The following is a 25,116-nucleotide window of genomic DNA, read 5'->3' as shown; positions in this document are numbered from 1 at the left end:
GCGCGAGTTGTCTTCCGCAATTTCCACGACGCCGCCGCCGTACCCCGAGTGATGGAATACCGTACCCCGTTCGGTTCAGCCGCGGTACCGCTGTCAGCGTGCGACCAGGGTTTCGGAACACGCGCGGCCCACGCCGGAACGGCTGTCGGCGGTCACTGCCGATGTGCCTGCTGACCGGGGGTTCCTCGTCTGCTGGTGCCGGGCCTCCCGGCCGGACTCCCCGTCGACGGCCGGGCCGCGAGCCGTGGGACCGGTCCACGGAACTGCTGTCAGCACCAGTGCGGACACGGCCTGTCCGGCGTGCAGTGGACGCCGGTGTACCCCGGGGCACAACGCCGTCACCCCCGGCCGAGGGGCACGTTGCGCGGCGCGTCTGCGTTCTGTCTGAATGAGGACACCCGAACCGACCCCCGATTTCCCGATGGCGCGGAATCTCCCCTTCGAACGTTGCAGCAGGGATCGATGTTCACCTTCATCCTCCAGATCCGGCAGATGGTCGACGGCCACCCCGAGTTCTACCTCTTCACCGTGTACTCACTGGTGATCTGGTTGCTCTGGTTGCTCAAGGTCGTCCTCTCCGCCCGGTACCGCCCCTTCACCGGCACGTACACCGGGACGACCAGCGTGGTCGTCCCCGTCGTGGACGAGCCGCTCGACCTGTTCCGTGACGTCATCGGCCGCATGGTCGAGCAGCGTCCCGGCGAGATCATCGTCGTCATCAACGGCGCCCGGAACGAGGCACTCGAAGCGGTCTGCGACGAGTTCGCGCCGCTGGTCCGCTGGACCCACACGCCGATCCCCGGCAAGCGCAACGCCGTCAAGGTCGGCACCGAGATGTCCACCGGCGACATCACGGTGCTCGTCGACTCCGACACCGTCTGGACGCCCGGCACCCTCGTCGAACTCCTCCGGCCGTTCGCGGACGAGTCGGTCGGCGGCGTCACCACCCGCCAGCGCATCCTCGAGCCGACCCGCTCGTGGATCACCCGCTGGGCGGACTGGCTCGAGAACTCCCGCGCGCTGTACTCGATGCCCGCGCAGAGCGTGCTCGGGCAGATCGGCTGCCTGCCCGGTCGCACGATCGCGTTCCGCCGCAGCATCCTCGTCCGTGTGATGGACAAGTTCATGCACGAGGAGTTCATGGGCGTATTCCTCGAGGTGTCCGACGACCGGACGCTCACGAACCTGACGCTCAAGGAGGGCTACCGGACCGTCTACCAGTACACGTCGCTCGTGTACACGGACGCCCCGCTGCAGGTGAAGAAGCTGTTCAAGCAGCAGCTCCGTTGGGCCCGCGGGTCGCAGTACAACACGCTGCGGATGCTGCCCTGGATGCTCGGCCACGCGCCGGTCCTCGCCCTGTTCTTCCTGACCGACATCATCCTGCCGTTCATGCTCTTCGGCGTGATCGCCGGGTGGGTCTACCGGGCGCTCACCGGGCAGGGTCAGAACCTGTACGAGGGGATCCTGCACCAGTACGGCTTCTCGACGGGGTTCGTCTACGTGGCGGGGCTCATGGTCGTCTCGAGCGTGCTGAGCATGGCGATCCGGCAGATGCGGCACCTGGCCGAGAAGCCCTCCGACTTCTTCCGCCTGCCGATGTTCATCATCGTCTCGACGTTCTTCCTCATGCCGATCCGCCTCATCGGGTTCTTCCGTCTCGCCCACGCGAGCGGTTGGGGGACCCGTGCCGGTGCCTACGCCGGCGGTCCGGTCGAGGAGGACCCGGCGCAGCCGCAGCCCCGCGCCGCGGCCGTCCCGGGAAGTCCGGTCGACCACGACCCGTCCGCCCCCGTCGGCGGCACGGACGAGCAGGCCGCCGTCGACCGCGCGTTCGACGAGATCTTCGGTCCGGACGCCACCACGGCCTCCACCACGACCGTCCTCGCCACCCGCCGCGACGTCGCGACCGCGACCGAGCGACAGGCACAGCGCGCCCCGAAACCCTCCCGTCCCCGTCGTCTCAACCCCTACGCGTCGATCCCCTACGTGATCGGGATCGCGGTCTTCGCTCTGGAGGCGTTCCTCATTGTCTGATCTCCCTCGCTCCACCGGCACCTGGTGGGCACCCTCGACCCGACACGCCAAGCGCACCGCCGTCGGCATGGCGGCCATCGTCGCCGTCCTCTCGCTCATCACCTGGTCGGTGTGGATCTCACCCTCCGGGCCGGTCTCCTCGGCCGTCAGCCGAGCGCTCGGCGTCCCGACCAAGCAGGAGCAACCGGCGGACGCCGAGGCGCTCGAAGCGAAGCTCACCGCAGCCCAGGAGCGGATCTGGAAGCTCGAGGGCAAGCTGCAGAGCACCACGGCGCAGGCCGGCTCCCGCGGCGACCAGCTCACGCAGCTCAAGGGCCAGATCGCGGACCTGCGGTCGCAACTCGCGCACGCCCGGTCGGCGTCCGGAGCGCACCACTCCTCGGGAGTCTCGTCCTCCTCCGGCACGTCGGCCTCCGGCGGCCACGCCGGCAGCTCCGGGTCCGGGTCCGGATCGGGGTCCGGATCGGGAGCGTCCGGGCAGGGCGGCGGTCCGACCGTCGTACCCGGCAAGGACGGCCCGTCGACGGACCCGGACCCCGCGGTCCCCGTCGACGTCCCGACCAAGGCCGAGGTGCTCGCACAGCAGTCCCGCTGGTACGGCCTGTACACGGCGCAGTCGCCCTTCAACTGGGCGGAGTACGACCAGGTGTCCCAGCAGGTCGGTACCGCCACGAACATGGTCGGCTACTTCCAGGGCTTCGACCAGGACTTCAACGCCGACGCCGTCCAGCGCTCCTGGACGAACGGGCGCGTCCCGATGCTCACCTGGGAGAGCCGTCCGTTGAAGACCGGCAACGACCAGAAGTACGTGCCCGGCTACACGAACGCCGACGTCACCGGCGGGGCGTTCGACCGCTACCTGACGCAGTACGCCGAGGCCCTCGTGACGAACGGCCAGCCCGTCGTCATCCGGCTCGACCACGAGATGAACGGCAGCTGGTACAACTGGGCCGACGGCACCGTCCAGCAGAACGCACCGGGTTCGTTCGTCGCGATGTGGCAGCACGTGCACGACGTCTTCGACCGTGCCGGCGCGAACGACTACGTCATCTGGAACTGGTCGCCGACGCGCATCGACGCCCTGGGCAACCCGAAGTACCAGACGCTCGACTACCTGAAGGCGTACTACCCGGGTGACGACTACGTCGACTGGGTCGGCATGAGCGGCTACTACCGGAAGGCGGCCGAGGCGCCGACGTTCGACACCACCTTCGCGAAGACCATCGAGCAGCTCCGGCAGATCGCGCCCGAGAAGCGGATCCTGCTCAGCGAGATCGGCGCGACCGAGACCGGTGCCACGGTCACGGACGGCCAGAAGGCGCGCTGGATCACCTCGCTCTTCGACGCCCTCGCCGACCCGGCGAACGCCGACGTCATCGGCTTCGCGTACTTCAGCGAGACCGCCACCACCATCGTCGACGGTGCCCGCACGACGAACGACTGGCGACTCAACTCCCGGGCCGACAGCATGGCGGCCTTCGCGGCCGGCATCGCCCGGAACGACATCGACTACGACCTGCAGGAGGTCAAGAAGTGACCACATCGCCATCCCGGGACCACGCCCGCCCCGCTCCCGTCATCAGCGTCATCGGCACCGGCTACCTCGGTGCCACGCACGCCGCCGCCATGGCCGAGATGGGCTTCGAGACCATCGGCGTGGACGTCGACCCGGCGAAGCTCGCGGCCCTGTCGGCCGGGCAGGTGCCGTTCTACGAGCCCGGACTGCCCGAACTCATCACGAAGCACGTCGCCACCGGGCGGCTCCGCTTCACCTCCTCGATCTCGGAAGCGGTCGCTGCGGCCGACGTGCACTTCGTCTGCGTCGGGACACCGCAGAAGGCCGGGTCGTACGCCGCGAACCTGTCCTACGTGGAGGCCGCCACCCGCGGTGTCGCCGAGCACCTCACCCACCCGGGGCTCATCGTCGGCAAGTCCACGGTCCCGGTCGGGACGGCAGCGCGCCTCCGCGGCATCGTCAGCGAGTTCACGCCCGCCGGCATCGACGCCGAACTCGTCTGGAACCCCGAGTTCCTGCGCGAGGGCAAGGCCGTCGAGGACACGCTCCACCCGGACCGCTTGGTCTGGGGCGGTGCGTCGGAGGCGGCGGACGCGGTGATCCGCGAGGTGTACGCCGCCCCGATCAGCGAGGGGACCCCGGTCATCACGACCGACCTCGCCACCGCCGAGCTCGTGAAGGTGAGCGCGAACGCGTTCCTCGCGACGAAGATCTCGTTCATCAACGCGATCTCGGAGATGTGCGCGATCACGGGCGCGGACGTCTCGACGCTCGCGGACGCCCTCGGGCACGACGCCCGCATCGGCCGGAAGTTCCTCAACGCCGGTCTCGGATTCGGGGGCGGGTGCCTGCCGAAGGACATCCGGGCGCTCATGCACCGCGCGGCCGAACTCGGCGCCGGGCGGGTCGTCGGGCTCATGCAGCAGGTCGACGAGATCAACATGGGCCAGCGCCAGCGGGTCATCGACATGGCGATCGAGTCCGCCGGGGGATCGGTGCTCAACCGCCGGATCGCCGTCGTCGGAGCGGCCTTCAAGCCCATGACCGACGACGTCCGGGACTCGCCGGCGCTCAACGTCGCGGCGGCGCTGCACCTCCGCGGCGCCCAGGTGACGCTGTGGGACCCCGAGGCGATGGAGACGGCACGGCGCTCGTTCCCGACCCTCACGTACGCCGGATCGATGACGGAGGCCATCGAGGGCGCCGACCTCGTGCTCGTCCTCACGGAGTGGGACGAGGTCGTCGAGGCCGACCCGGTCGCCCTCGCCGCCCTCGTCGGTCAGCGGGTCGTGATCGACGCGCGCAACTGCCTCCCGGCCGCACGGTGGGTCGGGGCGGGCTGGACCGTCCGCTCCCTCGGCCGACCGAGCCCGGCCGCTGCACCGGCCACGAGCGTCGCAGCCGGTGTGACGGACGCGCTGGTGACCGCGCGCTGAACAGACCGCGGTCGAGCGGGGCCCGTGCCGGCGACGGCGCGGGCCCCGCTCTCGTCTGCCGTGGCGCAGCGCAGCGCAGCGCAGTGCGGTGCGCTGCGCTGCGCTGCGCTGCGCGGCCCGGTGCCGGTCCGCCGGGCCGCCACCGGGCCTCCAGGCGGACGCGCACGGCGGTCCCGCCGCGGAAGCGACAGATCGGCGGGGAAGTACGGCCGCCATCTGTCGCTTCGGCGCAGGGGACGGCTCCCTGCTCTGCGGACGCGCACGCGACGAAGGGCCCCGCACCTGACGGTGCGGGGCCCTTCCTCGTGTGCGGAACTCAGACGCCGAAGTACAGCTCGTACTCGAACGGGTGGGGACGCTGCGCGAGGGGGAGGATCTCCTTCTCACGCTTGTAGTCGATCCAGGTCTGGATGAGGTCCTCGGTGAAGACGTTGCCCTTCGTGAGGAACTCGTGGTCCGCCTCGAGCGCGTCGAGCGCCTGCGACAGGCCGGCCGGGACCTGGGGGATGTTCTTGGCTTCCTCGGGCGGCAACTCGTAGAGGTCCTTGTCGACCGGCTCGTGCGGCTCGATGCGGTTCTGGATGCCGTCGAGGCCGGCCATGAGCTGCGCGGCGAAGGCGAGGTACGGGTTGCCGGACGCGTCGGGCGCGCGGAACTCGATGCGCTTGGCCTTCGGGTTCGTGCCCGTGATCGGGATGCGGATCGCAGCCGAACGGTTGCCCGCCGAGTAGACGAGGTTGACGGGGGCCTCGAAGCCCGGGACCAGGCGGTGGTACGAGTTCACCGTCGGGTTCGTGAAGGCGAGCAGGGCCGGGGCGTGCCGCAGGATGCCGCCGATGTACCAGCGCGCGACGTCGGACAGGCCTCCGTAGCCGTTCTCGTCGTAGAACAGCGGGGTGCCGTCCGACCAGAGCGACTGGTGGGTGTGCATGCCCGAACCGTTGTCACCGAACAGGGGCTTCGGCATGAACGTGGCGACCTTGCCCCACTGCTCGGCCGTGTTCTTGACGATGTACTTGAACTTGAGGATGTCGTCCGCGGCGTGGACCAGCGTGTCGAACTTGTAGTTGATCTCCTGCTGGCCGCCGGTGCCCACCTCGTGGTGCGCGCGCTCGAGCTCGAGGCCGGCGTCGATGAGCTTCAGCGAGATGTCGTCGCGCAGGTCCGCCGTCTTGTCGACCGGCGAGACGGGGAAGTAGCCGCCCTTGTACGGGGTCTTGTTGGCGAGGTTGCCGCCCTCTTCCTCGCGGCCGGTGTTCCACGCGCCCTCTTCCGAGTCGACGGAGAAGAACGACTCGTTCTGCGTGACCGAGTAGCGGACGTCGTCGAAGATGTAGAACTCGGCCTCGGGGGCGAAGAACGCCGTGTCCGCGATGCCGGTCGAGGCGAGGTACTTCTCGGCCTTCTTGGCGACCTGGCGCGGGTCACGGCCGTAGATCTCGCCGTTGCGCGGGTTGTAGATGTCGAACACCATGATCAGCGTGCGCTCCGCGCGGAACGGATCCACGTAGGCGGTCGTCACGTCGGGGATGAGCTGCATGTCCGACTCGTGGATCGACGCGAAGCCGCGGATCGAGGAGCCGTCGAAGAGCTGACCGACGGCGAAGAAGTCCTCGTCGACCGTTGATGCGGGGATGTTGAAGTGCTGCTGGACCCCGGGGAGGTCCGTGAACCGGATGTCGAGGAACTTGACGTCCGTGTCCTTGATGAACGCGAGCACCTCGGAGGAATCACTGAACATGCGAGTCGGTCTCCTGTGGCGTTGGGTGGTGTCGAGGGAACCAGGAGGCACCCTCCGACGAGGCTAGAGACACCGGGTTTCCCGGACGTGACTGCGTTGTTTCCAGCGTGTTACGCACCCGGCGACCGCCTACGCTGGGGACATGGCCCGCTCCACTCCGTCCACCCCGCCCGCAGCCGGCTCCGGTCGGACCGAGTGGCCGGGCAAGGTCCTGGGGCTGCCGGAGTCGGGTCCGCGGAGCATGGGCAGCTTCGGCCGGCGGTTCCTCGGGCTGGTGATCGACTGGGCGCTGGCCTCGCTCGTCTCCCTCGTCATCGGCACGTACGGCGCGGCGGGCAACTTCATCACGCTGGGCATCTTCGCCGTGCTGCAGGTCCTGTTCATCGCGCTCGCGTCGGGGTCGTTCGGGCACCTCTGTGTCGGGCTGCGCGTGGTGCCGATCCGCGGGGGCTACGTCGGTGTCTGGCGCCCGGCGGTCCGCGCCGTGCTGCTGTGCATCGTCGTCCCGGCGCTCATCCACGCGAAGGACGGCCGTCCGCTCCACGACGGCGCTGCCGGTACGGTGCTCGTCCGCCGCTGACGGCGCGGGTCCTCGTCCGCCGGTGCCGTCCGAGCCGGCCGGTGCCGGAGGACGACGATGCCCCCGACCAGGACGGCCGGGGGCATCGGGACGCGGCGGTGACGGTCAGCGCGGGCGACCCGCTCGGACACGCGTGGGGTCGATGCCCTTCGGGATGGACGCGGCAGGACCGTGCGTCAGCGAGTCGAGTCGGTTCGACACCGCCAGCACCTCGTTCCGGTTCAGGGCCTTCTTGTGCTTGTTCATGGCCTTCGGCAGCTTGTGCAGCGTGACCTGGCCGTCACCGTCGCCGACGTTGACGACGTGGATCGGCACGTTCGGGACGATGCGGGCCACCTTGCGGCGCTCCTCCTCGACCTGGCGCGTGAGGTTGCCGACCTGACCCTCGGTGATGAGGATGACGCCCGGCGTCCCGACCGCGCGGTAGACCGCAGCCTGCGAGCGGCCGTGGACGGCGACCGGCATCTCGCTCGACCGCCACTGACGCCGCAGCGAGTTCGTCAGCACGGCGCCGACGGCACCGGGCTGCCCCTCGATCTGCGAGTACGCGGCCCGCTCGGCCAGACGCCCGAGCACGATGAGGAACAGCAGCACGCCGAGCAGGACGCCGGCGAGGATCCAGAGGACGATCGCGAGCCAGTTCTGACCCGGCAGGAGCAGCGCCAACAGGACGCCCGCCACGACCGGACCGAGGAAAGCGAGGGCGAACCACCAGACGGACGACGGGTCGGCCCGGCGCGTCATGGTGAAGACCTGGTACATCTGCTTGAGACGACCGGGCTCCTTCGCCGGGGTGCTTGAGGAACTGCTGCGTGCCATGCCGTCAAGGATACGGCCTGGCACGCGGATCGGAGACCGCCCGCCCTCAGGCTGTGGGCGAACGGGACGTCTCCACCGGTCCTGGTCGCGGACGGGAGGCCCGCCCCACCGCCGGCACGCTGGTCACCGTGGACCTGGAGCAACCGACCGACCGCTGTTGGCGGACCGCGACGCCCTCGGACGCCTTCTGGGAGTGGGTCGCGGACCGCAGTTGCCTGGCGCACGACCACCTCGTCGCCGTCGCGCAGGTGGGTCGTGACGAGACCGGGACGCTCGTCGTGCGGACGGCCGGCCCGTCCGGGCTGGCGCTGCCGACGGCACTGGACCGCATCGGGTCGCCGACACCGGGCGTCGCCGTGACGCTCACGCTCCCGCTGCTCGAGGTCGCGCTGCTGGCGGACGCCGGCGCGCTGCTGCTCGGCTCCGCCCGCGTGGAGGACGTCGTCGTCGACGACGCGGGCGCGGTCGTGCTCGTCGACCGCCCTCCGGGCGCGGACGGGCAGCAGCCCGCGGGGTCACTCCCCGGGGTCGAGGCGCTCGTGCTCGCGGTCCGTGCCGTCTGGGACCGTGTCGACGCCCGGGACGCCGGGATCGCGGGCCCGGGTGTGGACGGGATCGACGAACGGTGCTCCCTGGCGCGGACGCACGGCGGCGCGGCCCTCGTGGAGCTCGACCGCGCTGTCCGGGCGGCCGCACCACCGCGTCCCGTGCGGTGGGACCCGCCGCCGCTGCCCTACGCCTTCGAGACCGCAGACCGCCACGGCACGGCGACGGGCGGGCGTCCGGGAACGCAGGGAACGCTGCCGGTCGGCCGCCTGCTCGTGGCGTGTCGGGACGTCCTGACATCGGGCGTGCCGCTCGCCGGCCGACGGGTCGGTGTCCGTGCGGTCGTGACCGTGCTGGTGGTCGTGGCGGGTCTCGTCGTCGCCGTCACGCAGGGTCGGGGCCGATGACCGGGCCGGGGACGCGGAACGGCCCCGCCTCCCGGGTGGGAGACGGGGCCGTCGGCGTGGTGTCGGTCCGACCTGGGTGGTCAGTACCCGAGGTTCGGAGCGAAGTTGCCCTCTTCGAGGCGGTTCTTCACGGCCACCAGGTACCGGGACGCGTCCGCGCCGTCGATGATCCGGTGGTCGTAGGAGAGCGCCAGGTAGACGAACGAACGGATCGCGATGGCCTCCTGGCCGTCGACCTTCACCACGGCCGGACGCTTCGTCACGATGCCCGTGCCGAGGATCGCCGACTGCGGCAGGAAGACGACCGGGGTGTCGAACAGCGCGCCGCGCGAACCGGTGTTGGTCAGCGTGAACGTGCCGCCGGCGAGCTCGTCCGGCTTGAGCTGGTTGTTGCGCGTGCGCTCCGCGAGGTCCGCGATCGCCGTCGAGAACTGCGCGAGGTCGAGCGACGCCGCGTCCTTGATGACCGGGGTGAGCAGTCCGCGCTCGGTGTCGACCGCGATCGAGACGTTCTCGGTCTCCGGGTAGACGATCTCCTCGCCGTCGACGGTCGAGTTGATCTTCGGGTGCGCCTTGAGCGCCTCCGAGGCCGCGAGGGCGAAGAACGGCATGAAGGAGAGCTTCGAACCGGTCTTCTCGAGGAACTCGGCCTTGTGCGCGTCACGGAACTGCGCGACCTTCGTCACGTCGACCTCGACGACACTGGTGAGCTGCGCGGTCGAGGTCATCGACTGCACGGCCCGCTCGGCCACGACCTTGCGCAGGCGGGTCATCTTCTCCCGCGTCCCACGCAGCGGCGAGACCTCGGCGACGAAGGGACCGGACTGAGCCGGAGCGCTGGTCGACGCCGACGCCGACGCTGCCGGTGCGGCCGCCGCTGCCGAGGCCGCGGCGAGCACGTCCTCCTTGCGGATGCGGCCACCGACACCGGTGCCGGCGACGGTCGACAGGTCGACGCCCTGCTCGTTCGCGAGCTTGCGGACGAGCGGGGTGACGTACCCGGATGCCGCACCGTTGGTGGTGGGGTTCGGGACCTCGGCCGAGGGCGTCGACGCCGGGGCGGCCGCGGCGGGGACGGCCGCGGGAGCCGGGGCTGCCTTCGCCGGAGCGGGGACCGCGGCCGGCGGGGCGGCGGCGGGCGGCGGGACCGGAGCGGCCTGTGGCACGGGCGAGGCCGCCGGCGGCGCGGACGGAGCCTGCGGGGCCGCGGGCTGCGTCTGACCGGCCGGTGCGGGCTCGGGCTCGGTGGGCTCCGGGGCCTTGGCCTCGGTGTCCTGCTCCGTGCTCGGCGCGGTCTCCGGCTCGGACTCCTGTGCGACCGCCTCGGTCGCGTCGTCGGTGGACTCGGAACCGCCCTGGTCGGAGGAGTCGGCACCACCGGAACCGTCACCGATCTTCACGAGCGGGGTGCCGACCTCGACGGTCTCGTCCTCCTGGACGAGGATCTCCTCGATGACGCCGGCGACCGGCGACGGGATCTCGGTGTCGACCTTGTCGGTGGAGACCTCGAGCAGCGGCTCGTCGACCTCGATCCGGTCACCGACGTTCTTCAGCCATCGGGTGACCGTACCCTCGGTGACGCTCTCCCCGAGCGCCGGGAGGTTGACGGATTCGCTCATCGGGTGGACTCCTCTTCGCAGGCGTGGTTCGTGGTTGTGGTGTTCGTCGTGCGCACGTGCGTGTCGATCACAGCGCGTGCAGCGGCTTGCCCGCGAGGTGCAGGAAGGCCTCGCCGAGGGCTTCGTTCTGCGTGGGGTGGGCGTGCACGAGGGGAGCGACGTCCTCCGGGTGCGCTTCCCAGTTCACGGCGAGCTGGGCTTCACCGATGAGCTCGCCGACGCGCGCGCCGATCATGCTGACGCCGACGACCGGGCCGTCGATGACGCGGACGACCTTCACCGCACCGGCCGTACCGATGATGTGGCTGCGGCCGTTGCCGGCGAGGTTGTACTCGTAGGTGTCGACCTTGTCGGCGCCGTACTGCTCCTCGGCCTTTGCCTGGGAGAGCCCGACCGAGGCGACCTCGGGGTCGGAGTAGGTGACCTTCGGGATGTTCGTGTCGGAGATGACGACCGGGTTGAGACCGGCGATCTCCTCGGCGACGAAGATGCCCTGCTGGAAGCCGCGGTGGGCGAGCTGCAGGCCCGGGACGATGTCGCCGACGGCGTAGACGTTCGGCAGGTTGGTGAGGAGGCGCTCGTTCGTCGTGACGAACCCGCGCTCCATGGCCACGCCGACCTCGTCGTAGCCGACGTTCTGCGTGACCGGGCCACGGCCGACAGCGACCAGGAGGACGTCGCCCTCGTAGGTCGCGCCGTTCTCGAGCGTGACGACGACGCCGTTCTCGTGCTGGTCGACGTGGTCGAACCGGACTCCGAGCGAGAACTCGATGCCGCGCTTGCGGAACGCGCGTTCGAGCTGCTTGGACATCGACTCGTCCTCGGCGGGGATGAGGTGCGGCAGGCCCTCGACGATCGTGACCTCGGCGCCGAACGACTTCCACACGCTGGCGAACTCGACACCGATCACGCCGCCACCCAGGATGACGACCTTGTTCGGGACGTAGTCCATGCGGAGCGCGGTCTCGGAGGTGATGACCCGGCCGCCGATCTCGAGGCCCGGCAGCGACTTCGAGTAGGAGCCGGTGGCGAGGACGACGTTGCGACCGGTGACCGTCTGGTCGCCGACCTGCACCGTGTTCTGCGAGGTCAGCCGGCCCCACCCCTCGACGACGGTGATGCCGCGGGCCTTGATGAGCCCCTGCAGGCCCTTGTACTTCGAGTTGATGACGCCCTGCTGGTACTCGATGACCTTCGGCACGTCGACGCCGGTGAACTCGGCGATGACACCGTACTTCTCCGCGTCACGGGTACCGTCGGCGATCTCGGCCGAGTGCAGCAGTGCCTTCGTCGGGATGCAGCCGCGGTGCAGACACGTCCCTCCGAGCTTGTCTCCCTCGATGAGCGCGACGCTCATGCCGAGCTCGGCGGCCCGGAGCGCTGCGGCGTAGCCGCCGCTGCCGCCACCGAGGACCACGACGTCGTAAGTCTGTTCCGTCACCTGGTGCAACTCCCTCGTGCGTGTCAGGGGCGGCTTGGTGTCTCTTGGACGCCGTCCCGGTGGACACCGCGCGGCGGCGTCCGGCGGTCGGACCGTCTGTACCGGTCCCGTCCCGTCAGTTCCGGCGGGGAGCACGCTGACGCGGCGGCCCCGCCGGAACCAAACCTACTACTTGCCCTGCAGGTCTTCTGCGAGTGCGACCAGGGTCCGGACCATCACACCGGTCGCGCCCTTGCCGAGCCAGCCGTACCCGGCACCGCGGTTCTCGGAGGGGCCGGCGATGTCGAGGTGCGCCCACGGGATGGTCGTGCCGTCGGCGGTCGTGCCGACGAAGCGCTCGAGGAACTTGGCGGCGAGGAGCATGCCGCCCGCGGTCTGGCCGACGGTGGCGTTGACCATGTCGGCGACGTCGCTCGCGAGCCGGCCGTCGAGCTCCTCCGGCATCGGCATCGGCCAGACCGGTTCGGCGACGGCGTCGGCGACCGCGCGGACCTGCGCGACGAACGCGTCGCTGCCCATGAGACCGGTCGTCCGGTCGCCGAGGGCGACCATCTGCGCGCCGGTGAGCGTCGCGACGTCGACGATCGCGTCGGGCTGCTCGAGCGAGGCCGCCGCGATCCCGTCACCGAGGACGAGGCGTCCTTCGGCGTCGGTGTTGGTGACCTCCACGGTCTTCCCGTTCTTGAGGGTGAGGACGTCGCCGGGGCGGATCGCCGACCCGGACGGCATGTTCTCGGCGAGGCAGAGCCAGGCCGTGATCTTCGTGTCGAGACCCAGGCGTGCTGCGGCGACCGTCGCGGCGAGCACGGTCGCCGCGCCGGTCATGTCGGTCTTCATGCCGAGCATCGACGCGGCGGGCTTCAGCGAGAGGCCGCCGGTGTCGAACGTGATGCCCTTGCCCACGAGCGCGAGGTGCTTCGCCGCACCGGCCGGCTCGTACCGGACGACGACGAGTCGCGGCGGCCGCACCGAGCCCTGACCGACCCCGGCGATGCCGCCGAAGCCCTGCTGCTCGAGCTCCGTCTCGTCGAGGACCTCGACCGTGAGGGGCAGCTCCTCGGCGACCGCGGCCGCGACGTCGGCGACGTCCGACGGACCGAGGTCGCCGGCGGCGGTGTTCACGAGGTCGCGCACGAGCGATGCCGCCTCGGCCACGACGGCCGGACGCACGGTCGCGTCGGCGTCCACCGATGCGGGGGCGAGGACCGTGATGCGCTGGTCGCCGCGGACCGGACCGGTGGTGCCGGTGCCCTTGTGCCGGGTGAAGGCGTACGAGCCGAGGGCCGCGCCCTCGAGTGCGGCGGCGACGGCGTCGTCGTCCTCGGTCGGCAGCGCGAGGGCGATCGAGCCGACGTGCGGGAGCTGCCGGACGGCGCTGCCCGCGGCGGAGCGGACGGTGGCGGTCCCGGTCGCACTCCCGAGCCCGACGAGGGCGACGCCGGCAGCGGCGACCCCGGCGGCGGCACCACCGGGGATGCGGACGAGCTGGTCCTTCGCGCCGGTGGCGCCCACGGCCTCCAGGTCGAGCTGTTCGAGGCCGGGGACGGGGCCGACGGCGGTCGGTGCGAGGGTGGCGGGGCCGCCGTCGGTGCCGGGGCGGACGCCCACGACGAGGACGTCGGCGTCGACGGAGGCGGGGGAGGAGGAAGTGGTGGAGAGCGTCGGTCGGACCATCGCACCAGCCTACTGACGGTGCTCTGACGGCCTGTTCGCTGTCGGCGTGGGCGGCGGTCCGGGCCGCGTCGGCGTGCCCGCCTAGCATTGGCCGGGTGAACCACCCCGAGGACCTCTACACGCTCGACGAGTCCGCCCCGACGGTGCCCGCCGGGCTGCACCTCGTCGCCGCCCTCACGGGCTTCGCGGACGCGGGCTCGGCGGTGGCGCAGATCACGACGTCGATCACCGGCTCCCTCGAGTCGCAGCTCGTGGCCGAGTTCGACCCGGACGTCCTGCTCGACTGGCGCGCCCGCCGCCCGGTGATCACGTTCGAGCACGACCACATCACCGCCGTGGAGCCGCCCCGGCTCACCCTGCACCTCGTGCGCGACGAGCTGGGCCAGCAGTTCCTCTTCCTGTCGGGCTACGAACCCGACTTCCAGTGGAACCGCTTCGTCCGCGCCGTCGTCGACCTCGCGGAGGACCTGCAGGTCGCCGACACCACCTGGGTGCAGGCGATCCCGATGCCGGTGCCGCACACCCGGGCGATCGGCACCACCGTGTCCGGCACACGGGCGGACCTGGTCGAGTCGATGAGCGTCTGGAAGCCCGAGACGCAGGCGCCGGCGAACGTCCTGCACCTGGTGGAACACCGCCTCGCCGAGCTCGGGCAGCAGGTGACCGGGCTCGTCCTGCTCGTCCCGCACTACCTGGCGGACACCGAGTACCCCGACGCGGCCGTCGCCGCCCTGTCCGGGATCTCGGCCGCGACCGGGCTCATCTTCCCGACCGACGCCCTCCGCGAGGAGGGTCGGGAGTTCCTGTCCCGGGTCGACGAGCAGGTCGCCGGCAACGCCGAACTCCAGCGCCTGGTCGGCGCGCTCGAGCAGCGCCACGACACGTACATGGAGGGCAACCCGGTGGCCTCCCCGCTGACCGGCGCCGACGGTGAGGTGCCGACGGCGGACGCGATCGCCGCGGAACTCGAACGGTTCCTCGCGGACCGTCGCACCGCCGACGACGACTGACGTCGGCGCGGGGTCACGGTCCGCCCGCGCGGACGGTGCCCGCGTGGTGGCTAGCCTGGTCGGGTGAACTCCCGCCGCGCCTTCGTCGTCTGGGGCGTCGCCGTCCTGGCGTACGTCCTCGCGGTCGTGCAGCGGTCGTCCCTCGGGGTCTCCGGGGTCGACGCGCAGGACCGCTTCGCCGTGTCGGCCGCCGTGCTGTCGACGCTCGCGGTCGTGCAGATCGCCGTCTACGCCGGACTGCAGATCCCCGTCGGGATCGCGCTCGACCGCGTCGGTCCGCGCCGCCTGGTGCTCCTCGGGGCGGTGCTGCTCACGGTCGGGCAGGCCGTGGTCGCGGTGTCACCGACCATCGGCCCGGCCGTCATCGGGCGCGTGCTCGTCGGAGCGGGCGACGCGATGACGTTCATCTCGGTGATGCGACTGCTGCCGATGTGGTTCAGCGGGACGCTACTGCCGCAGATCTCGCAGTGGACGGGCAACCTCGGCCAGATCGGCCAGATCGTCTCCGCGTTCCCGTTCGCCTTGCTCCTACACTCGGTCGGGTGGGACGCGGCGTTCGGCGTCGCAGCCGTCGCCAGTGCCGTCGGCCTGGTCCTGGCGGTGGTCTTCGTCCGTGCGGGGCCGGTCGCGGTGCGCACGGACACGATCCCGATCCCGCACTCGTGGGGTGCGGCGTTCGCCACCTTCGGCCACGCCCTCCGCCGGCCGGGCACGCAGCTCGGGTTCTGGTCGCACTACGTGACGCAGTCCTCCGGCACCGTGTTCAGCCTGTTGTGGGGCGTCCCCATGCTGCGGGGGCTCGGGTACTCACCGACCGAGGCGGCGAGCTTCCTGACGGTCATCGTGGTGGTCGGCTTCGTCGCGGGGCCCGTCCTGGGACTCCTGTGCGCGCGCTTCCCGATGCGCCGGTCGAACCTGGTGCTCGGGATCGTCACCGCCCTGGGCGTCGTCTGGACCGCGGTGCTGCTCTGGCCGGGGCAGCCGCCGACGTGGCTGCTCGTCCTGCTCGTCGTGGCGATGGGCGTCGGTGGTCCGGGCTCCCTCATCGGCTTCGACTTCGCGCGGTCGTTCAACCCCGTCGGCTCGCTCGGATCGGCGAACGGCGTCGTGAACGTCGGCGGGTTCCTGGCGGCCTTCGTGATGATGTTCGCCATCGGGACGCTGCTCGACGTCCTCGCCTCGGCCTCCGGCACCGACACGTTCGCGTGGCAGAACTTCCGCGTCGCGATGACGGTGCAGTACGTCGTCGTCGGGTTCGGCGTCGTGATGCTCCTGTCCGCCCGTCGCCGGACCCGCGCCCGTCTGCACGCCGAGGACGGAATACGGGTGGGACCGCTGTGGGTTGCACTCGTTGCACGCCTGCGGAAACGGCGCGTGCAATAATGACCACGGACCCTTTCGGGTTCCCCGCGTCCGACGTCGGGGGACTTGACATGGGTCCTAGTGCTGCCCGGAACGGTAGGACCAGACGACGTGGGGGACCGCGGCGGTGGCCCTGGGCGGCGAGGGAAGGCCACGACCCCAGGAACGTGGCACGACGAGGAAGGTGATCGCATGGCTGCCCGGAGCACGACGGTCGATCCCACGAAGGACACCACGCCCGACGGCGTCGTGGCGGAAGACGCCACGGAGACGGAGGGCACGGTCGCGCCGAAGAAGCGCGCCACCAGGACCACCACCGCCGCCAAGAAGGCCGCCCCGAAGAAGGCGGCCCCGAAGAAGGCCGCGGGCAAGAAGGCCACGGCCGCCGCCGCCGACGACGAGGACGGCGACGGCGAGGACGACGCCCCGGTGGAGGTCGTGGAGGACACGACCGACACCACCGACGAGGTCGCCGAGGACGCCGAGGACGAGTCGGCTGCGAAGCCCTCGACCGAAGCCGCCGCGGTCGCCGCGGGTGCGCTCGTCATCTCGCAGACCGACGACGACGAGGCGCCGGTCTACTCGACGACCATCACGGGTGCCACCGCGGACCCGGTGAAGGACTACCTCAAGCAGATCGGCAAGGTCGCGCTGCTGAACGCCGAGCAGGAGGTCGAGCTCGCGATGCGCATCGAGGCCGGCCTGTTCGCCGAGGACAAGCTGCAGCACTCGACCGGGCTCTCGAAGCCCGAGGAGCGCGAGCTCCGCTGGGTCGCGCGTGACGGTCAGCGTGCCAAGTCGCACCTGCTCGGGGCGAACCTCCGTCTCGTCGTCTCGCTCGCGAAGCGCTACACGGGCCGCGGCATGCAGTTCCTCGACCTCATCCAGGAGGGCAACCTGGGCCTGATCCGTGCGGTCGAGAAGTTCGACTACACGAAGGGCTTCAAGTTCTCGACCTACGCGACGTGGTGGATCCGTCAGGCCATCACCCGTGCCATGGCCGACCAGGCCCGCACCATCCGCATCCCGGTACACATGGTCGAGGTCATCAACAAGCTCGCCCGGGTGCAGCGGCAGATGCTGCAGGACCTCGGCCGCGAGCCCACGCCGGAAGAGCTCGCCCGCGAGCTCGACATGACGCCCGAGAAGGTCGTCGAGGTGCAGAAGTACGGCCGCGAGCCGATCTCGCTGCACACGCCGCTCGGCGAGGACGGTGACTCGGAGTTCGGTGACCTCATCGAGGACACCGAGGCGGTCGTCCCGGCCGACGCGGTGGGCTTCACCATGCTGCAGAAGCAGCTCGAGAGCCTGCTCGACTCCCTGTCCGAGCGCGAGGCCGGCGTGATCCGGATGCGCTTCGGCCTCGGTGACGGCCAGCCGAAGACGCTCGACCAGATCGGCGACACGTTCGGGGTCACGCGCGAGCGGATCCGTCAGATCGAGTCGAAGACGATGGCGAAGCTCCGCCACCCGTCCCGGTCGCAGTCGCTCCGCGACTACCTCGAGTAGGCCGCCCGTGCGTTTCGCGATCCCGATCCTGGTCGGGCGGATCCTCCGTGCCCTCGCTCGTGCGCGGGGCGGCGGATCCGCCTACCCGGGCTACGTCGTCCTCAAGCTCGTGCCGGACTTCCTGCAGCACGTCACCCGGCAGTTCCCGAACGGCGTCGTGTTCGTCCTCGGGTCGAACGGCAAGTCGACGACGACGCACATGATCTCGGAGATCGTGCGTGCGCACGGGCTCCGGGTCTTCACGAACCCGTCCGGGGCGAACCTGCCGCAGGGGATCGCGTCCGCGCTCCTGTCCGAGGTGTCGCTGACCGGCAAGCTCAAGGCGGACATCGGCATCCTCGAGGTGGACGAGGCCTTCGCCGTCGAACTGGCGGGCATCCTGTCGCCGTCGACGGTGACGATGCTCAACGTCCAGGTCGACCAGCTCTACCGGTTCTTCGAGACCGAGCGCGTCGCCACGATGATGCTCGACACCGCGGCGCTGTCGTCCGCGAACGTCATCACGAACCACGACGACCAGTTCCTGGACGCCTACACGCCCGTCGATGGTCAGCGCGTGCTCCGCTTCGGTGCGAGCTCCGAGGTCGTGGCCGCTGCGCCGAACGGCCTGCAGAACGCCGACGACTTCGTCGCCGGGACGGACCGTGCCCAGACGACGGCCGACGCCGAGGTCGTCGTGTTCACCGGCGACGGCGCGACCATCGCCTTCGACGGCGACGAGGTGCCGGTGCGCCTGCCGGCTCGCGGCCTGCACTACGCCGTCGACGCCGCGGCGGCGACCGCGACCGCGAGTGCCGCGCTCGGCGCCCAGTTCCGTGCCGACGCCGTGACGAAGGCGTTCCAGCGGATGAAGCCGGCGTACGGACGTGGTGAGCGTCTGCCGATCGCGGGCGAGTCCGCTGAGTTCACGATGTTCAAGAACGCCGCGAGTCTGCAGCTGAACCTGGACGCGCTGCCCGCGCACCCGGAACAGGTGCTCATGGCGATCGACGAGGGCACCCCGGACATCTCGTGGATCTACGACATCGACTTCTCGAAGCTCGACCACGTGGACGTCGTGTCGGGTGACAAGGCCTGGCAGATCGCGATCGCCCTCGAGCACGCCGGCGTCCGCATCGGCCGCGTCGAACCCGACGTCGAGTCCGCGATCCGGCACATGCAGGGCCTCGGGGCGACGACGACCGGCACGAAGAACTTCATCGTCAACTACGAGATCATGATGATCGCCCGGAAGGCCCTCGGCCACCCGGACCTGGAGAAGACCGCATGACGGCCGATCGCCTGACCATCCTGCACGTGTACCCGCGCCAGATGGGGGTCTCCGGGGACCGCGGCAACGTCGCGGCCCTCGTCCGTCGCGCCGCTGCGGCCGACATCGACATCGAGGTCGTGGAGTACGCCCCGGGCGACACGCTCCCCGCGTCCGCGGACGTCGTGCTGGTCGGCAACGGACCGCTCAGCGCGATGCGGTCGCTCGGTACCGACGTCGCCCGCGTCGGTGCGCCGCTGCGCGACTTCGCCGCCGCCGGTGTGCCGGTCGTCGCGGTCGGCGGCGGGTTCGACCTCGCGACGAACCAGGTCGTGCCGACCGAGGGCGCCCCGGTCGACGGGTTCGGGGTGTTCGACGCCCGCGCCGTCCGCGGTGCCGAGCGCCGGGTCAACTACTTCGTGCTCGAGACCCGGTACCCGCTGCTCCCCGGCGCCTCCACGCGCCTCGCGGGCTTCGAGGACCACGCCGCGCGCATCGAGCTGGCCGACGGCGTCGAACCGTTCGCGGACGTCGTGTCCGGTGGCGGCAACCAGGCCGGTGCACCGGTCGAGGGCGCGATCGCCGGCACGTCGTTCGGCACCCACACCCAGGGGCCGATCCTGCCGCTCAACCCGCAGCTCACGGATGCGGTCCTCGCCGCGGCGACCGCCCGCCTCGGACGGACGTACGCACCCGACGCCGAGCGCACCGCGACGATCGACCGGTACGCGCGCGAAGCTCGCGCCACGGTCGACCGCTACGTCGACAAGGCGTTCAAGCGCATCACCTGATCCCGCCGTCGGGCAGCGCCCGACGACCGGACGACGCACCGGAGGCCCGGTGCCGGTCTCGTGGACCGGCACCGGGCCTCCGGTGCGTCGCGGCGGTGCCGCCTACTTGGACTCGTGGAGTCGCGAAGACTCGTCGTGCCACTCGAGGGCGGTGGCTGCCAGCTTGTCCTTGAACTCGGCGCCGTGGTGGGCGCAGAACAGGAGTTCACCACTGGCCATGGTGGCGCGGATGTACGCCTGCGCACCGCAGCTGTCGCAGCGGTCGGCCGCGGTGAGCTGGTGGTTGTCGTTGAGTTCGTCGACGGAGAGGTCCTGCACGGTCTGGGTCATTGCTGTGCTCCTCACGGATCGCAGTACGGTGCGGTGAATGCACCCATTCCAACACGTCCCGCCTGGATGCCGTGCATCCTGACCGGCTCGTTCGCTGAGCGCGGAGCGCTTGTCCCCTCGCCGAGGCACACCGCTCGTGCGGCCCGCTGGTGTCGGTGCGGCTCGGTACCCTGATCACGTGAGCTCCGACTACTCCGCACGGCATCTCTCCGTCCTCGAAGGACTCGAGGCGGTCCGGAAGCGTCCCGGCATGTACATCGGCTCGACGGACTCCCGTGGGCTCATGCACTGCCTGTGGGAGGTCATCGACAACTCCGTGGACGAGGCCCTGGCCGGACACGGGGACGAGATCGGGGTGACCCTGCACGCCGACGGGTCGGTCGAGGTGTCCGACGTCGCGCGCGGCATCCCGGTGGACGTCGAGCCGAAGACGGGGCTGACCGGGGTCGAGGTCGTGTTCACGAAGCTGCACGCCGGCGGCAAGTTCGGCTCTGGGTCGTACGCGGCCTCGGGCGGCCTCCACGGCGTCGGCGCCTCGGTCGTCAACGCGCTGTCCGAACGACTCGACGTGCAGGTGGACCGCGGCGGCAAGACGTACGCCATGTCGTTCCACCGGGGCGAGCCGGGCGTGTTCGACGACTCCCGGGGCATCGGGCCGGACGCCCCGTTCGCACCCTTCACCTCGGGGAGCGAACTGCGGGTGGTCGGCAAGGTGAAGAAGGGCGTGACCGGGACGCGGGTGCGCTACTGGGCAGACCGACAGATCTTCACGAAGGACGCGGCCTTCAGCACCGGGGACCTCGTCAACCGCGCGCGGCAGACCGCGTTCCTCGTGCCGGGACTCGGGCTCACCATCACCGACGCTCGCCCGGCGTCGATCGCGGCGGCCGCCCAGCGTGCGGCCCTGGCGGTGTCGACTGCCGGCGCCGGGGCGTCCGGGACGACGGCCGACGCCACCGACGGGACCGGGACGGACGGGCCCGCGACCGACACCGCGCCGGCCCTGGCGGTCGAGCAGGGGCCGGTCGTCGAGCGCTTCCGCTACGAGGGCGGGATCGGCGAGTTCGTCGAGCACCTCGCCGTCGACGGGGCGAAGACCGACGTCTGGCGCATCCAGGGCTCCGGCACGTTCAAGGAGACCGTGCCGATGCTCGACGACAAGGGCCACATGGTGTCCACCGAGGTCGAGCGCACGTGCGAGGTCGACGTCGCCCTGCGGTGGGGCGACGGGTACGAGACGGTGTTCCGGAGCTTCGTGAACATCATCGCCACCCCGAAGGGCGGCACGCACCAGGCCGGGTTCGAGTCCGGTCTGGTCAAGGCCGTCCGTGCCCAGGTCGAGGCGAACGCGCGCAAGCTCAAGGTCGGGCAGGACAAGCTCGAGAAGGACGACGTGCTCGCGGGCCTCACCGCGGTGCTGACCGTCCGGCTGCCCGAGCCGCAGTTCGAGGGCCAGACGAAGGAGATCCTCGGCACGCCGGCCGTCCGCCGGATCGTCGACTCCGTGGTGGCCAAGCGCATGACGGAGATCCTCACCTCGACGCAGCGCACCGAGAAGGCGCAGGCCGCGGTCGTGCTCGAGAAGGTCGTCGCCGAGATGAAGACGCGCATCTCCGCCCGGGCGCACAAGGAGACGCAGCGGCGCAAGAACGCGCTCGAGAACTCGTCGCTCCCGACGAAGCTCGCCGACTGCCGCTCGAACGACGTCGACGGGACCGAGCTGTTCATCGTCGAGGGCGACTCGGCACTCGGCACCGCGAAGCTCGCCCGCAACAGCGAGTACCAGGCGCTCCTGCCCATCCGCGGGAAGATCCTCAACGTGCAGAAGGCGTCTGTTTCGGACATGCTCTCCAACGCCGAGTGCGCGTCGATCATCCAGGTCATCGGCGCCGGGTCCGGACGCACGTTCGAGCTCGACCAGGCCCGCTACGGCAAGATCATCATCATGTCCGACGCCGACGTCGACGGTGCCCACATCCGGACGCTGCTGCTGACGCTCTTCTTCCGGTACATGCGCCCGATGATCGAGCAGGGCCGGGTGTTCGCCGCCGTGCCGCCGTTGCACCGGGTCGTCGTGGTCAACCGCGGCAAGCCGAACGACACGCTGTACACCTACTCCGAGCAGGAGCTGACGACGCTCCTCAAGAAGCTCGAGCGCTCGAACAAGAAGTACCTCGAGCCGATCCAGCGCTACAAGGGCCTGGGCGAGATGGACGCCGACCAGCTGGCCGAGACCACGATGGACCGTGCGCACCGCACGCTGCGACGCGTCAACGTGTCGGACGCCGAGTCGGCGGCCAAGGTGTTCGAGCTGCTCATGGGGAACGACGTGGCCCCGCGCAAGGAGTTCATCCTCGCCGGTGAGGGTCTGGACCGCGAGCGCATCGACGCCTGACGGCGCCCTGCCGGACAGGAGGCGCGGGGCGGCCCGGCCCCGCGCCTCCTGTCCGTCCCGGTGCGGCCACGCTCTGTCCGTCCCGGTGCGGCCACGCTGGCGTGCGCCCTGCTGCGACGCTCGTGTGCGCTCAGCGCGCGTGAGGCTCAGGCCTCGCCGCGCGTCCCGTCGACGGCCGCCGCGCTCCCACCGATGGTCACGACCTCGGCGTCGAGCGGACTGCCGGAGCCGTCACGCTTCGACAGCCAGTCCGGCAGCGTCCGGGCAGCACCGTCCGCCCCGACCGCGTGCGGCGGAGCGACGCCCGCCCACGCCACGGTCAGACCGTCCTCGCCCTTCAGGAACGCGTGCGCCCGGACCCCCTGGGTTCCGCGGCCCTTCGCCGGGAACTCGGTCAGCGCGGACACCTTCGCCCGTCCGGCGTCCGTCCCGGGCAGGGCGGTCGACGTCGTGGACACGGTGGCGACCACAGAGTCCTCGGTCAGCGCGACCGATCCGAACCAGATGACGGACGCGCCGGCGGCCAGGGACACCCCGGCGACACCGCCGGCCGGCAACCCCTGCGGGCGGACGGCGGCGGACGGGAAACGCAGCAGCTGCGCGTTCGAGGTGATGAACACCAGGTCGTCCGACTCGGGTGCCTGGGTCGCACCGACGACGCGGTCGCCCGGCTTGAGCCCGATCGCGACGACCTCGGGCTTGTCCGGCCACGCGCCGGGCACCACGCGCTTCACGACGCCCTGCGCGGTCCCGATCGCGAGCGACTCGGTCACGGCGGCGTCGAGCGACACGAGTGCGACGACGGTCTCGGACTTCGGGATGCCCAGGTAGTCGGTGACGCGGACGCCGGCGTCGAGCCGCACGGACGCGGGCGGCACGGCGGGGACGTCGACGGGGGAGAAGCGCAGCACACGGCCGGTCGAGGTGAGGGCGCCGACCTGCCCGCGCACGGTGCTCACCACCGTGGAGCGGACCGCGTCGTGCTTCGACCGCTTCGGGACGTGCACGATGCCGGACTCGGCCGCGGGGATGTCGACGCGGACGAACCGCCCGGTCGTGGAGAGCAGCACGCGACAGGGAGCGTCGGCGACCTGGAGCGACTCGGGGTCGACCGCGGCCTTCCGGCCACCGCGGACGGGGGCGTCGGCCTCGGTCAGGAGGGTGCGCCGGGGCGTCGCGAACCGGTCGGACACCTCGCTCAGCTCGGTCGCGACCTGGCTGCGCAGGCGGTCGTCGGACGCCAGGAGTTCCTCGAGCGCGGCGATGTCGGCGAGCAGCTGGTCACGCTCGCCCTCGAGCTCCATGCGCGAGAACTTCGTGAGTCGTCGCAGGCGCAGTTCGAGGATGTACTCGGCCTGCACCTCCGACAGGTCGAACACGTCCCGCAGGCGACTGCGCGCGGCCTCGGAGTCGTCGGACGTCCGGATGACCTGGATGACCTCGTCGATGTCCAGGATCGCGATGAGCAACCCCTCGACCAGGTGCAGCCGTTCGCGACGACGGGCCAACCGGTACTCGGAGCGGCGGGTCACCACGGACAGGCGGTGCCGCACGTAGACGTCGAGCAGGTCGCGGAGGCCGAGCGTGCGCGGCGACCCGTCGACCAGGGCGACGTTGTTGATGCCGAAGTTCTCCTCGAGCGGGGTGTGCTTGTACAGCTGTTCGAGGACGGCCGTGGGGTTGAAGCCGGACTTGATGCCGATCACGAGCCGTAGACCGTGGTTGCGGTCGGTCAGGTCGTTGACGTCGGAGATGCCGACGAGCTTCTTCGCCTGGACCCCGTCCTTGATCTTCTCGATGACCCGTTCCGGACCCACCAGGTACGGCAGCTCGGTGACGACGAGCCCCGACTTGCGCGGCGTGAGGTTCTCGACCGAGACCTTGGCCCGCGTCCGGAAGCTACCGCGGCCCGTGGCGTACGCGTCCCGCACACCCGAGAGCCCGACGATCGTGCCGCCGGAGGGCAGGTCGGGGCCCGGGACGAACTCCATGAGCTCGTCGAGGGTGGCCTGCGGGTGCAGGAGGAGGTGCTTCGCGGCCTCGACGACCTCGCCGAGGTTGTGCGGCGCCATGTTCGTCGCCATGCCCACCGCGATGCCCGAGGCGCCGTTGACGAGCAGGTTCGGGAACGCCGCCGGCAGCACGCTCGGCTGCATGATCTGGTTGTCGTAGTTCGGCACGAAGTCGACGACGTCCTCGCCGAGCCCCTCGGTCATCACCATCGACGGCTCGGCGAGCCGGGCCTCGGTGTACCGCGCCGCGGCGGGGCCGTCGTCGAGGGACCCGAAGTTGCCGTGTCCGTCGACGAGCGGGACGCGCATCGTGAACGGTTGTGCGAGGCGCACGAGCGCGTCGTAGATGGCACCGTCGCCGTGCGGGTGCAGCTTGCCCATCACCTCGCCGGTGACGCGGGCACTCTTCACGTGGCCGCGGTCCGGCCGGAGACCCATCTCGGCCATCTGGTACAGGATCCGCCGCTGCACCGGCTTCAGGCCGTCGCGGGCGTCCGGGAGAGCGCGTGAGTAGATGACGGAGTACGCGTACTCCAGGAAGGAGCCCTGCATCTCCTCGGAGACGTCGACCTCCTCGATGCGCTCACCGTCGGGCAGTCCGACGACGTCCGTGCGTGCCATGGCACCTTTCTGGGAGAGTGG

Annotated in this window: 18 protein-coding genes; 11 read left to right on the top strand and 7 right to left on the bottom strand. The window is 70.8% G+C overall.

The annotated features are described in order from the left end of the window. Positions 1-462: 462 nt before the first annotated feature. The 3 genes from DEJ16_RS12245 to DEJ16_RS12235 are packed head-to-tail and all read left to right on the top strand — an operon-like array spanning position 463 to position 4,989. Positions 463-2,037, top strand: coding sequence for a glycosyltransferase family 2 protein (locus DEJ16_RS12245; RefSeq protein ID WP_110825430.1), 1,575 nt, complete (start codon positions 463-465; stop codon positions 2,035-2,037). After that, positions 2,030-3,574, top strand: a complete 1,545-nt coding sequence (locus DEJ16_RS12240; protein ID WP_146232877.1) for a glycoside hydrolase family 26 protein — start codon at positions 2,030-2,032, stop codon at positions 3,572-3,574. Before DEJ16_RS12245 ends, DEJ16_RS12240 begins: the two co-directional genes overlap by 8 nt. After that, complete coding sequence (locus DEJ16_RS12235) at positions 3,571-4,989, top strand: UDP-glucose/GDP-mannose dehydrogenase family protein (RefSeq protein WP_110825432.1); 1,419 nt, start codon at positions 3,571-3,573, stop codon at positions 4,987-4,989. Before DEJ16_RS12240 ends, DEJ16_RS12235 begins: the two co-directional genes overlap by 4 nt. A gap of 316 nt (positions 4,990-5,305) precedes the next feature. Here DEJ16_RS12235 and glnA read toward each other — a convergent pair whose 3' ends face one another. Further along, entirely contained in the window at positions 5,306-6,730 is a 1,425-nt protein-coding gene (gene glnA, locus DEJ16_RS12230; protein WP_110825433.1) for a type I glutamate--ammonia ligase, read from the bottom strand. Between the two features lie 142 nt (positions 6,731-6,872). Here glnA and DEJ16_RS12225 point away from each other — a divergent pair, with 142 nt between their 5' ends. After that, positions 6,873-7,310, top strand: coding sequence for an RDD family protein (locus DEJ16_RS12225; RefSeq protein ID WP_110825434.1), 438 nt, complete (start codon positions 6,873-6,875; stop codon positions 7,308-7,310). 105 nt (positions 7,311-7,415) lie between these two features. Here the strand turns inward: DEJ16_RS12225 and DEJ16_RS12220 are convergent, their stop codons facing one another. Continuing rightward, entirely contained in the window at positions 7,416-8,129 is a 714-nt protein-coding gene (locus DEJ16_RS12220) for a DUF4191 domain-containing protein (protein ID WP_110825435.1), read from the bottom strand. Between the two features lie 128 nt (positions 8,130-8,257). Here DEJ16_RS12220 and DEJ16_RS12215 point away from each other — a divergent pair, with 128 nt between their 5' ends. After that, entirely contained in the window at positions 8,258-9,082 is an 825-nt protein-coding gene (locus DEJ16_RS12215; RefSeq protein WP_146232876.1) for a hypothetical protein, read from the top strand. A gap of 80 nt (positions 9,083-9,162) precedes the next feature. On the opposite strand, the gene sucB is transcribed toward DEJ16_RS12215, so the two are convergent. The 3 genes from sucB to DEJ16_RS12200 all read right to left on the bottom strand — a co-directional run bounded on the left by sucB (position 9,163) and on the right by DEJ16_RS12200 (position 13,816). After that, entirely contained in the window at positions 9,163-10,701 is a 1,539-nt protein-coding gene (gene sucB, locus DEJ16_RS12210; protein ID WP_110825437.1) for a 2-oxoglutarate dehydrogenase, E2 component, dihydrolipoamide succinyltransferase, read from the bottom strand. 67 nt (positions 10,702-10,768) lie between these two features. Next, a complete protein-coding gene (gene lpdA / locus DEJ16_RS12205) occupies positions 10,769-12,142 on the bottom strand; it encodes a dihydrolipoyl dehydrogenase (RefSeq protein WP_110825438.1) in 1,374 nt (457 codons plus the stop codon). Positions 12,143-12,310: 168 nt separating this feature from the next. Continuing rightward, the gene (locus DEJ16_RS12200) at positions 12,311-13,816 is read right to left on the bottom strand and encodes a leucyl aminopeptidase (RefSeq protein ID WP_110825439.1); all 1,506 of its coding nucleotides are present in this window, start codon (positions 13,814-13,816) and stop codon (positions 12,311-12,313) included. A gap of 95 nt (positions 13,817-13,911) precedes the next feature. On the opposite strand from DEJ16_RS12200, the gene DEJ16_RS12195 reads away from it, so the two are divergent. From DEJ16_RS12195 to DEJ16_RS12175, 5 genes are all read left to right on the top strand, one after another. Continuing rightward, positions 13,912-14,826: a proteasome assembly chaperone family protein gene (locus tag DEJ16_RS12195; protein ID WP_110825440.1), complete on the top strand. Its 915-nt coding sequence runs from the start codon at positions 13,912-13,914 to the stop codon at positions 14,824-14,826. 63 nt (positions 14,827-14,889) lie between these two features. Beyond that, positions 14,890-16,209 (top strand): nitrate/nitrite transporter, encoded by a 1,320-nt coding sequence (locus tag DEJ16_RS12190; RefSeq protein WP_110825441.1) that lies wholly within the window; start codon positions 14,890-14,892, stop codon positions 16,207-16,209. Positions 16,210-16,380: 171 nt separating this feature from the next. Beyond that, entirely contained in the window at positions 16,381-17,697 is a 1,317-nt protein-coding gene (locus tag DEJ16_RS12185; RefSeq protein ID WP_110825442.1) for an RNA polymerase sigma factor, read from the top strand. A gap of 7 nt (positions 17,698-17,704) precedes the next feature. After that, positions 17,705-18,967, top strand: a complete 1,263-nt coding sequence (locus tag DEJ16_RS12180; protein WP_110825443.1) for a MurT ligase domain-containing protein — start codon at positions 17,705-17,707, stop codon at positions 18,965-18,967. Further along, complete coding sequence (locus tag DEJ16_RS12175) at positions 18,964-19,737, top strand: cobyric acid synthase (RefSeq protein WP_110825444.1); 774 nt, start codon at positions 18,964-18,966, stop codon at positions 19,735-19,737. Before DEJ16_RS12180 ends, DEJ16_RS12175 begins: the two co-directional genes overlap by 4 nt. 102 nt (positions 19,738-19,839) lie before the next feature. On the opposite strand, the gene DEJ16_RS12170 is transcribed toward DEJ16_RS12175, so the two are convergent. Next, a complete protein-coding gene (locus tag DEJ16_RS12170; RefSeq protein WP_110825445.1) occupies positions 19,840-20,067 on the bottom strand; it encodes a hypothetical protein in 228 nt (75 codons plus the stop codon). Positions 20,068-20,245: 178 nt separating this feature from the next. On the opposite strand from DEJ16_RS12170, the gene DEJ16_RS12165 reads away from it, so the two are divergent. Further along, entirely contained in the window at positions 20,246-22,462 is a 2,217-nt protein-coding gene (locus DEJ16_RS12165; RefSeq protein WP_110825446.1) for a type IIA DNA topoisomerase subunit B, read from the top strand. A gap of 146 nt (positions 22,463-22,608) precedes the next feature. On the opposite strand, the gene DEJ16_RS12160 is transcribed toward DEJ16_RS12165, so the two are convergent. Further along, the gene (locus tag DEJ16_RS12160; protein ID WP_110825447.1) at positions 22,609-25,095 is read right to left on the bottom strand and encodes a DNA topoisomerase (ATP-hydrolyzing) subunit A; all 2,487 of its coding nucleotides are present in this window, start codon (positions 25,093-25,095) and stop codon (positions 22,609-22,611) included. Positions 25,096-25,116 lie beyond the last annotated feature (21 nt).

Origin of the sequence: Curtobacterium sp. MCJR17_055 (genome assembly GCF_003224335.1) — a bacterium.
Taxonomy (GTDB): domain Bacteria; phylum Actinomycetota; class Actinomycetes; order Actinomycetales; family Microbacteriaceae; genus Curtobacterium.
Note: the sequence above shows the minus strand (reverse complement) of the source record. Positions and strands in the feature narration are given on the sequence as shown.